Here is a 9,777-nt window from a genome sequence, read left to right as displayed (position 1 = left end):
GGAACACGATCTTGTTGACCGTGGCAATGCCTTGTTCCGGGTAGATGAACAGCCACTTCCAGTCCAGCGCGACGACTTCGATGGTCACCGGCTTGACGTCAGACTCGATCGGACGATACGGGTCCAGCTCGTGAGTCGAGATGTAAGTGATGTAGCCCAGGGCGATGATGATCAGCACCGGGATGGTCCATACGGCCACTTCGATCTTGGTCGAGTGCGACCACTTCGGCGTGTAGACCGCGTTCTTGTTCGAAGCGCGGTACTTCCAGGCAAACAGGAAGGTCATGACGATGACCGGCACGACGACCAACAGCATCAGCAGCGTGGCGGTGATGATCAGGTTGCGCTGTTCCAGGCCGACCTGGCCCGTTGGATTGAGCAAGGTCATGTTGCAGCCTCCCAGCAACAACGTGCCGAGCAGCGGCACTAGGCCTAGTAATCTGGGGTACCTGTTTTTACTCATCTCACGACCTCTAAAGCAGCTTGCGCAATGCAGTTGGGTTTTGATCGCCAACACTTCACCCTGCCAAGGGTTGGCATTTTCTTTGGATTGAATAAGGGCCGCCCGTCGCGCGTCACACGCTCGACAAAACCTTGGGACAGCGTTCAGTTCTTATTCGAATTCGTGGTCAAAGGCCTTGTTACAGACCAATTCCATTTGGTGCGGAAAATTGGAAAGGCACCGACACCAGGGTGTCTCGAAAGCCTCGCGGCTCGCTCGACACCCGACCTCCTGATCAGTTCCTTGATAAAGGCTGAACAGCGTCGGGAATTCAGTGCGGGCGATTGTAGATAGGTAGCGCCCTATACACCATGTCTTATCCCGAAATAATTTTTATCACTCAGAGCAACAATCCATCGCCATTTTTGCAAAAGTTGCGCAAGTTATCGAAAGCGTTTCTCAATAAAAGCGGCAAAATCTGCCAGCGTAACCGCCTCAAATCAGACAGCTCTGCACCCGATCTACAAACGCTGGAGCGGCGCAAAGCCCGATGTTCCAAGGGCTTCGCCCATCTGCCGGCGCCTGTTAAAACTGCCTGCTCTGGTACGTCCGTGCTCAAGCCCGAAAACGCTGAAACTGGCCAATGTTTTTATGTAACAGGCGGCCAATCCGCCGCATCCCGAGTCCCTGCGACAGCCCCTGTGTGACAACATGTCGCACATTTGCCGCACGCTTCATTGCCGTTCGTCACGGTGTTTTCACAAACGCTCTGAAATGCAAAACGCCCCGATTTTCAGCAGCGAAAACCGGGGCGTTTTGTTTATCGGCAGCTCTGCCGAGAAGTTGACTCAGCGCAGCGCTTTTCGATTACGCGAGGTCAGCAACGGCACCAGAATGACCACCAGCACGAACGCCACCAGCGCCCATTGCGCCAGCGACAAACCGAGGATCGGCGGATACGGCGTCGAGCAGAAACCGTCGACTTGGAAGCCCAGCGGGAAGATCTTCGCCAGCGGCAGATCATCGACAATCGGCTGCAGCACATCGACGCCACAGCTCACCGCCGGATAGAACTGCGTATAGACGTGATGCCCGGCCACACCGGCCCCGGCGATCGCACAGATCACCACCAGCGTCTCGAACACGGTGATGCTGCGACGGCTGCGCATGCCCGCACCGATAAAGGCGAACAGTGCAATCAGCAACAATGCATAGCGCTGCAGAATGCACAGTGGGCAAGGTGCTTCGCCGAGCACGACCTGCATGTAAAGTGCGCCGCCGATCAACGCCAGGCAGATGATCCCCAGCAACACCAGATAGCGCCGCTCACGCCCCAACCGCATCGTTTCCTCGCTCATTGCCTTTCCTTTGTAAGTCCATGGTCCAGCCGGCCGGCGGCTGAAATTGTCGCAAGTCTACACCGGGGCAATAAACGATAGAGCGGTTAAGGAATGATTAACCAACATGGCTTTGCGGCGCGCAGAAGATTCGCGAGCAGGCTCGCTCCCACAATGGAACTGCGTCGAACGCAAATCCGGTGGGAGCGAGCCTGCTCGCGAACGAGACAACTCGGTCTCGGATCACTCCAGAGCAGCAGCCGGGCCGAAGAACTCGTAACGGCTCTGCTTCTCCGGCACGCCCAACGCTTTCAGGTGCCGTTTGATCGCGCCCATGAACCCTTTCGGTCCCAAGAAGTAAGCATCGACATCACGCTGCGCCGGCAGCCACTGGCCGAGCAGTTCTTCGTTGAGCAGGCCAACCTTGTCCGCCGCCGGGCTGACCCCATCTTCTTCGGCGTAGCAATAGAAGCGCTTGAGCTGCGGATGACGCGCCGCCAGCCCATCGACCCAGTCACGGAATGCGTGGACGCTGCCGTTACGCGCGCAGTGGATAAAGTGCACCGGACGTTCGGTCGCCAGCGCTGCTTCCAGCATCGCCAGCGTCGGGGTGATGCCGACGCCGCCACTGATCAGCACCAGTGGTTTGTCGCTGGCCGCCAGGGTGAATTCGCCCGACGGCGGGAACAGTTGGATGCTCGCGCCGACGTGCAGTTGATCATGCAGGTAGTTGGACGCGCGACCATTCGGTTCACGCTTGACGCTGATGCGGTACTGACCATTGTTGGCCAGTGCCGACAGCGAATAGTTACGACGGATTTCTTCGCCGTCGAGGATCAGCTTCATGCCAATGTACTGACCCGGTTCGGCCGCAAGAATCGGCCCTTTGTCCGCCGGTTCGAAGTAGAACGAGGTGATTTCCGCGCTCTCCTGCACTTTCGCCGCAACGATGAATTCCCGCGCACCGCGCCAGCCGCCGACAGCGTGTTCCTTCTGGTCATAGATCGCGGTTTCGGCGCCGATCAGGATGTCGGCCAGTTGCCCGTACGCAGCGCCCCAGGCACTCATCACCTCAGGCGTGGCGATCTCTTCGCCGAGCACTTCGGAAATGGCGCGCAGCAGGCACGTGCCGACGATCGGGTAATGCTCTGGCAGAATCTGCAAGGCGACGTGTTTGTTGATGATCTTCGCCACCAGATCGCCCAACTGGTCGAGCTGATCGATGTGCCGGGCGTACATCAGCACGCCGTTGGCCAAGGCACGCGGCTGATCGCCACTGGCCTGATGCGCTTGGTTGAACAGCGGGCGCACTTGCGGGTATTCGGAGAGCATCATGCGGTAGAAATGCGTGATCAACGCCTCGCCGCCGCTTTCCAGCAGAGGCACGGTGGATTTGATGATGGCACGATCCTGGACGCTAAGCATAAGGTGACTCCTGCGCTTTCTTGAAAGATTGCATTAGGGATATCAGCTTTCGTGCCAACTAATTAATCCTTTTAATTCAACAGTTTGAACCCCTCATAGTCATTTCGACACAAATGAACGTATAGTCATCCCGACTACACCTTGTCTCTTTGACTACATAACCATGACCGCCAAATCCTTGCTTACCGCCCTGCTGCCTCTGGTCGCCGACCTCTCCCGCGAACTGCCCGAAGGTGAGCGCTATCGGCGTTTGCTCGAGGCCATGCGCGCTTTGTTGCCCTGCGATGCCGCCGCGTTGTTGCGTCTGGATGGCGAGTCCTTGGTGCCGCTGGCGGTGGACGGTCTAAGCACCGACACTCTCGGCCGGCGCTTCAAGGTCAGCGAGCACCCGCGTTTTGAAATCTTGCTGGCCGGCGCCGGGCCGACGCGCTTCGCTGCCGACAGCGACCTGCCCGATCCTTATGACGGATTGGTCGATGGCCTCGACGATCATCTGGAAGTTCACGACTGCCTCGGCTGTCCTTTATTCGTCGATGAAAAACTCTGGGGCCTGATCACCCTCGACGCACTGGACCCCGAGCGTTTCGAGCCGATCGAACTCGACGCCCTGCAAGCCTTCGCCAGCCTCGCCTCGGCCACGGTCAACGCCGCCGAACGCATCGAACGTCTGGCCACCCGCGCTGAAGACGAGCATCAGCGCGCCGAGGTCTATCGTCAGGCCAGCGGTCAGCAGCACCGCGAAATGATCGGCCAGAGCAAAGCGCACAAACGCTTGGTGGAAGAAATCAATCTGGTCGGCGGCAGTGATCTGACTGTTCTGATCACCGGCGAAACCGGGGTCGGCAAAGAGCTGGTAGCCCAAGCGATTCACGCCGCCTCCGCGCGCGCCGACAAACCGATCATCAGCCTCAATTGCGCCGCCCTCCCCGACACGCTGGTGGAAAGCGAACTGTTCGGCCACGTGCGCGGCGCCTTCACCGGCGCCACCAGCGACCGGCGTGGCAAGTTCGAACTGGCCAATGGCGGCACGCTGTTTCTTGATGAAGTCGGCGAGCTGTCGCTGACGGTCCAGGCCAAGTTGCTGCGCGTATTGCAGAGCGGTCAATTGCAGCGCCTGGGCTCGGACAAGGAGCACCAGGTCGACGTGCGTCTGATTGCCGCGACCAATCGCGATCTGGCCGAAGAAGTGCGCAGCGGTCGCTACCGTGCCGACTTTTATCACCGCTTGAGCGTGTACCCGCTGCGGGTGCCGGCCCTGCGTGATCGTGGGCGTGATGTGTTGTTGCTCAGTGGTTTCTTTCTCGAGCAGAACCGCTCGCGCATGGGCCTCAATAGCCTGCGTTTGAACAGTGATGCTCAGGAAGCGCTGCTCGCCTATACCTGGCCGGGCAATGTGCGCGAACTGGAGCACTTGATCGGGCGCAGTGCGCTGAAGGCGCTGGGTAACTGCAAAGTGCGGCCGAAGATTCTGAGTCTGAGCGCGGCGGATCTGGATCTGCCCCGTGAGGTTGTGGACAACGTGGTTGCGCCTGCCAGTGCCGACTTGGCCAATGTGCTGCCGATAATCAGCGCGGATCTGCGCAGTGCCACCGATGAGTTTCAGCGGCGCCTGATCAGTGCAGCGCTGGAGCGTCATCAGGATAACTGGGCGAGTGCGGCGCGGGAGTTGGGGGTGGATCGGGCGAATCTGGGGCGGATGGCCAAACGACTAGGCATGAAGAGCTAAAAGCACACCCTCACCCTAGCCCTCTCCCAGAGGGAGAGGGGACTGATTGGGGGATATTGAAGAATTCCACTGACGTGAAAGATTTCTTCCGAATCCATAATCGACTCGGTCGTTCAGGTCGGTGTAAAACGCCAGACACCTCCGTCGGCCCCCTCTACCTCTGGGAGAGGGCTGGGGTGAGGGGCAGTGATAGAGAGAACAGCGATCAACTCAAGCCGACTACCCGACAACTAACCTAAAGCCCATCCCTTTAACGCCGATAACACGGCATCAAAGGTTTCTGGCGATTCCCACTCTCGCCCCACAGAAGGTTCTTATGTCCTCCACCAAAGCCCGCGCAGATTCACTTTCGCTTCTGCTGTTTACCTTGCGCAGCGGCAAGCTGATGGCGATCAACCTGCTGAAAGTCAGTGAAATCATCCCCTGCCCGCCGCTGACCAAGCTGCCGGAGTCGCACCCGCACGTCAAAGGCATCGCCTCGCTGCGCGGTGCATCGCTGTCGGTGATCGATCTCAGCCGCGCGATCGGCGAGCGGCCTCTGGAAGATCCCAACGGTGGCTGCCTGATCGTCACCGATGTCAGCCGTTCCAAGCAGGGTCTGCATGTGCAGGCGGTGAGCAAGATCGTCCATTGCCTGACCACCGACATCAAGCCGCCACCGTTCGGCTCTGGCGGCTCGCGCGCCTACATCACCGGCGTGACCTCGGTGGACGGTACGCTGGTGCAGGTGCTGGACATCGAAAAAGTCATCCACAGCATCGCCCCGGCGCAGATCGAAATGGCGCCGACCGACCTGACCATGGAAGACGCCGAAGTGCTCGGCAATGCGCGCATTCTGGTGGTCGATGACAGCCAGGTGGCGCTGCAGCAATCGGTGCACACCCTGCGCAACCTCGGCCTGCAATGCCACACCGCGCGCAGTGCCAAGGAAGCCATCGACTGCCTGCTCGACCTGCAAGGCACCGCGCAGCAGATCAATCTGATCGTCTCCGACATCGAAATGTCGGAAATGGACGGCTACGCCTTCACCCGAACCCTGCGCGAGACCCCGGACTTTGCGCACTTGTACGTCTTGCTGCATACCTCCCTCGACAGCGCGATGAACAGTGAAAAGGCCCGACTGGCCGGTGCCAATGCGGTGCTGACCAAGTTCTCCTCGCCGGAGCTGACCCAACGTCTGATCGAAGCGGCCAAGCACGTCGCGGCCAACGGGCACTGAGTCTTGGCCGAGACGTTTTGCTTTCTGCTGCGGCGCGACTTGAGTGAAGCGGTGCCGGATGCGCAGTGGCCAGACGGGATTGAGCTGTCCGTCTACCGCGAGGAACTGGCGCCGGCGGTGCATCAGTTGATGCAGCTCGGACAGCTGGAAGGTGGCGGTCGAGTGCCGTCACTGGACGACTGGCGTCAGCGCTTTGCCAGCGACCCTGAATACGATCCGGCGTTGTGTTTCGTGGCCTGCGATGCCGAGGGCGTGGTGGGCGTAGCGCAGTGCTGGACCAGTACATATATCAAGAATCTGGTAGTGCACCCGCGAATGCAGGGCCGGGGGCTTGGACGCGCGTTGTTGCTGCATGCCTTCAGCGTCTTTCAACAGCGGCGCGAGGGGTTTGTCGATTTGCGGGTTCTGGAGGACAACCTGCGGGCGCAGCGGTTGTATGAGAGTGTCGGGATGTGTGTGGTCCGCCGGGAATTGGTGCCGAACTGATCAAAGTCAAAAGATCGCAGCCTCCGGCAGCTCCTACAGGAAACCGCATATCCATGTAGGAGCTGCCGAAGGCTGCGATCTTTTAGCGGTGCCCCAGGCAACAAAACTCTTCAGGCAGACTCCAACCTTGGCCATAACCAAGGATGCCCCAACCATGAAAGCCATCACCCTGGCGCTGCTCAGCCTCACCGCCCTCGCCTCCCAGGCCCACGCCTCCAGCCCCGACGCCTGGGCTGCCTATGACAAGACCGTGCTCGCCAGTTGCACCAAGGCCAGCGGTCTGAAAAACGTCAAACCGGTCGGCACACCTGCGCAATTCGACGACCGCGTCGGTTACACCGCCGTTCTGCTGCAAGGCCAATACCCGCAAAAACACATGAAAGGCCAGCAAGGCAGCGAGCTGTGCCTGTACAACAAACAGTCGAAAACCGCGTTCGTCACCGAGTGGGATTCGATTCGCCCGGCCACGAACACCCACTGAGTGGCGCAGTCCTTGCTTCGATCCGGTTCTGTGCGATGGTTTTCCGCCGTCGTTTCACACCCTGATTGAAGAAAGATCGCTCAATGAATACGACGTTTTCCTGCGTAGGCTGCGGCAAGTGCTGCACCGACCACCATGTCCCGCTGACGCTCGCCGAAGCCCGCATGTGGGCGGCCGATGGCGGTCAGGTGATCGTGCTGGTCGAGGCGTTTCTCGGCAATGGCCTGGGCCTGCCAGCGCAGCAGCGCGAACATGCCGAGCGCCGTTCGGCGGTGGTCCGCAGCGGCACTACTGATGCTCACGTGGCGATCACCTTTGCCGCCTACAACGTCGGCCCCTGCCGGAATCTTGACGACGACAAGCGCTGCCGGATCTACGAGCGGCGCCCGCTGGTGTGCCGGATTTACCCGGCGGAAATCAATCCGCACATCCCGCTCAATCCAGCTGCCAAGGATTGCCCGCCACAGTCCTGGGAACAGGGGCCGGAGCTGATCGTGGGCAGCGAGTTGGTTGATCGGGAACTGGTTGAGCTGATCCAGCGTTCGCGTCAGGCGGATCGGGATGACATCAGACTCAAGGATGCGATCTGCGCAACGTTGGGGATTCGCACCACGGCGCTCAAGGGCGACGGGTTCACCGCGTACTTGCCGAACATGGATGCGTTTGCAGCGGTGATCGACCAGGTGAGCGCGCAACCGCTGACGGCGCGAACCAGTGAATGGCTGTTTCATTTGTCCGGCGATGACGTGGCCGGGCAAGTGCTGGCTGCGGGCGGGCAAGTGGTGACGGAACCGGCGCAGACTTATGCGTTTATTTCATTGCGCGCGGCTTGATCTGATATTTGTGCTGTAGCGGATGTCGCTTTCGCGAGCAGGCTCGCTCCCACAGGTTTGGGTTCTACACAGATCCAATGTGGGAGCGAGCCTGCTCGCGAAGAGGCCAGCACAAGCACCATCACTTTCCGATGTCAGCGCTTGCCCATCGACCGACGCGTGCCCGGCGGCGCCATGCCCGGGGTTTTGGTGTGGCCATTCTTCGCGCCATTCTTGTACCACGGCTGATTCGAGCCTTTCGCCGAAGCCAGCTCGCCCGGCTTGAACGGGAACTTGAACGCCGGGATCTCGGCCTTGGTTTCGCTGGCGTCAGCCACTTCAGCCGGGACGTCGCTCACAGCGTCGTCAACCGGCGGTTGGGTCGGGGAAGTCATAAAAGCTCCGGGAACAAAAAGTCGGCCCGATCAGTGAGCCGCAAAGGCGCGCAGTATACCTGTGCGCTCTGGCTCGGCATCTGAAGATTTGCACCGTGCGCTGAATGGCTGCCTGGCACTGACACTGCGTGATGATATTTCAGTTCATGCGTTGTTGAACGTCACCCAACAATTGCAACGTGCTCTCCAGCAATTGCTCAAGAAGCGCGTCATCTTCATCCATATAGCCTTCGTATTCGGCGAGATTGCGCCGCTCATGGCACAGCGCAAACAATCGCACCTGAACCTTGCTGCTTTGCGTGGTATGGATCAGGCACTGGAATACCAGATAGCGCTTGTCCGATCGATAGCCACTCAGGCGAAGAGCTGTCAGCGCTAGCGCGTGAGCGGCGTTGTAGGCCAAATCGAACCGGCTGGAAAACGACAGTGTGCAGGTGTGCGCATCCTTGAGCCTATCCAGAGCCGAGCGCATCAGCCCCTCACACTCCTTGCGGTCAGGTGGCTCCGCTTTCAGTACACCGCTACGTAGAAGATTCTCCAGACTCTCGTTGCTGCCCATCCTTGGACTCCAAAGGGTTTGCCCCTGACAGATCGATTTTTTCCTGCTGCATCACTCGCATGACAAAACTGTTCTGTGCCGCCAGCTTCGTAGCCCAGTCTTGCGGGGTGTATAGCGTCGGGTTGATGGGACGCCCCAATTGCTCCTCCAACGGCATGAGTCGCTCCATCAACTCACTGTAGTGCAGGCCTTCGCCAATCAGCATGACATCTATGTCACTGAGTGTGTTCGCCGAGTTTTTGGCGATGGAGCCATACACGAACGCCCACGTGATCTGTTCGGCAAACGGTTCTAATGCCTGACGAAGAGGCTCGGCAACACCGAATGTCTTGCGCGTGATGCCCAGAAGCTCCGCGTAGATAGGACATGCGGGGTTGGCCTGGTAATGGGTCTGGTTACCCACTCGAGTCATACTGAGGATCCCGGCTCGTTGCAATCGATCAAGTTCACGCATCAGGCCGCCTTTGCCAACCTGTGCCCAGCGCACAATTTCGTTGGCGTAGAACGTCTGGTCAGGCTTGCCGAACAACAATCCCAACACTTTTTGCTGGGTGGCGGTGAACAGGGCTTCGCTTAAAGAAAGGTTTTCCACTGGCGCAAACCGAAGAGTCCCAAAACAGGAACGATAGGTCCCTTTTAGGGACTTATCAACTCAACGGTAATCGCAGCCAGTGCAATTAACGTCGGAAACTGACAATCCTGACAGCCAGCCGTCACCCTGCCGACCGCCTGACCGGTTTATAACTGGTCAATCTGCCCAAACTCCAGACTTCGGCGCCGCGCATGTCCATCCAGAAAAACAAAATCCTGCTGGCCACTCTCCTGATTCTGCTGGCAGCCGCCGGCCTGTGGTTCGCGCTGAAACCGGCGCCGGCCAAACTGGCTACACCAACTG

Annotated in this window: 11 protein-coding genes and 1 pseudogene; 6 read left to right on the top strand and 6 right to left on the bottom strand. The window is 59.2% G+C overall.

Annotation, left to right across the window (positions count from 1 at the left end):
* Positions 1 to 463, bottom strand: a pseudogene (locus tag OQK_RS16180) (cytochrome o ubiquinol oxidase subunit II); the annotation flags it as partial.
* 350 nt (positions 464 to 813) lie between these two features.
* Between OQK_RS16180 and OQK_RS29980 the strand changes: the two are divergent.
* On the top strand, positions 814 to 1,149 hold the full coding sequence (locus OQK_RS29980) for a hypothetical protein (RefSeq protein ID WP_156045085.1): 336 nt from the start codon (positions 814 to 816) through the stop codon (positions 1,147 to 1,149).
* A gap of 141 nt (positions 1,150 to 1,290) precedes the next feature.
* Here the strand turns inward: OQK_RS29980 and OQK_RS16175 are convergent, their stop codons facing one another.
* Together OQK_RS16175 and hmpA are read right to left on the bottom strand one after the other, a co-directional pair.
* A complete protein-coding gene (locus OQK_RS16175) occupies positions 1,291 to 1,800 on the bottom strand; it encodes a disulfide bond formation protein B (RefSeq protein WP_016773299.1) in 510 nt (169 codons plus the stop codon).
* A 222-nt stretch (positions 1,801 to 2,022) separates the two neighbouring features.
* Complete coding sequence (gene hmpA, locus OQK_RS16170) at positions 2,023 to 3,204, bottom strand: NO-inducible flavohemoprotein (protein ID WP_016773298.1); 1,182 nt, start codon at positions 3,202 to 3,204, stop codon at positions 2,023 to 2,025.
* Between the two features lie 163 nt (positions 3,205 to 3,367).
* Here hmpA and norR point away from each other — a divergent pair, with 163 nt between their 5' ends.
* The 5 genes from norR (at position 3,368) to OQK_RS16145 (ending at position 7,949) form a co-directional block, all read left to right on the top strand.
* Entirely contained in the window at positions 3,368 to 4,930 is a 1,563-nt protein-coding gene (gene norR, locus OQK_RS16165) for a nitric oxide reductase transcriptional regulator NorR (RefSeq protein ID WP_016773297.1), read from the top strand.
* A gap of 316 nt (positions 4,931 to 5,246) precedes the next feature.
* A complete protein-coding gene (locus OQK_RS16160; protein ID WP_016773296.1) occupies positions 5,247 to 6,149 on the top strand; it encodes a chemotaxis protein CheV in 903 nt (300 codons plus the stop codon).
* A gap of 3 nt (positions 6,150 to 6,152) precedes the next feature.
* Positions 6,153 to 6,635, top strand: coding sequence for a GNAT family N-acetyltransferase (locus tag OQK_RS16155; protein ID WP_016773295.1), 483 nt, complete (start codon positions 6,153 to 6,155; stop codon positions 6,633 to 6,635).
* Positions 6,636 to 6,789: 154 nt separating this feature from the next.
* Positions 6,790 to 7,116, top strand: coding sequence for a hypothetical protein (locus OQK_RS16150; protein WP_016773294.1), 327 nt, complete (start codon positions 6,790 to 6,792; stop codon positions 7,114 to 7,116).
* A gap of 83 nt (positions 7,117 to 7,199) precedes the next feature.
* The gene (locus tag OQK_RS16145) at positions 7,200 to 7,949 is read left to right on the top strand and encodes a YkgJ family cysteine cluster protein (RefSeq protein WP_016773293.1); all 750 of its coding nucleotides are present in this window, start codon (positions 7,200 to 7,202) and stop codon (positions 7,947 to 7,949) included.
* A 134-nt stretch (positions 7,950 to 8,083) separates the two neighbouring features.
* On the opposite strand, the gene OQK_RS16140 is transcribed toward OQK_RS16145, so the two are convergent.
* The 3 genes from OQK_RS16140 to OQK_RS16130 all read right to left on the bottom strand — a co-directional run bounded on the left by OQK_RS16140 (position 8,084) and on the right by OQK_RS16130 (position 9,474).
* Positions 8,084 to 8,323 (bottom strand): hypothetical protein, encoded by a 240-nt coding sequence (locus tag OQK_RS16140; RefSeq protein WP_016773292.1) that lies wholly within the window; start codon positions 8,321 to 8,323, stop codon positions 8,084 to 8,086.
* A gap of 139 nt (positions 8,324 to 8,462) precedes the next feature.
* Positions 8,463 to 8,882, bottom strand: coding sequence for a hypothetical protein (locus OQK_RS16135; RefSeq protein ID WP_038861005.1), 420 nt, complete (start codon positions 8,880 to 8,882; stop codon positions 8,463 to 8,465).
* On the bottom strand, positions 8,845 to 9,474 hold the full coding sequence (locus OQK_RS16130) for a nucleotidyltransferase domain-containing protein (protein WP_016773290.1): 630 nt from the start codon (positions 9,472 to 9,474) through the stop codon (positions 8,845 to 8,847). The genes OQK_RS16135 and OQK_RS16130 overlap by 38 nt, the downstream gene beginning before the upstream one ends.
* Positions 9,475 to 9,777: the final 303 nt, after the last annotated feature.

Source organism: Pseudomonas sp. R62, assembly GCF_000257605.1.
GTDB classification, from domain to species: Bacteria; Pseudomonadota; Gammaproteobacteria; order Pseudomonadales; family Pseudomonadaceae; genus Aquipseudomonas; species Aquipseudomonas atacamensis.
The sequence above is the reverse complement of the archived record's forward strand: the minus strand, read 5'-3'. Positions and strand labels throughout refer to the sequence as shown.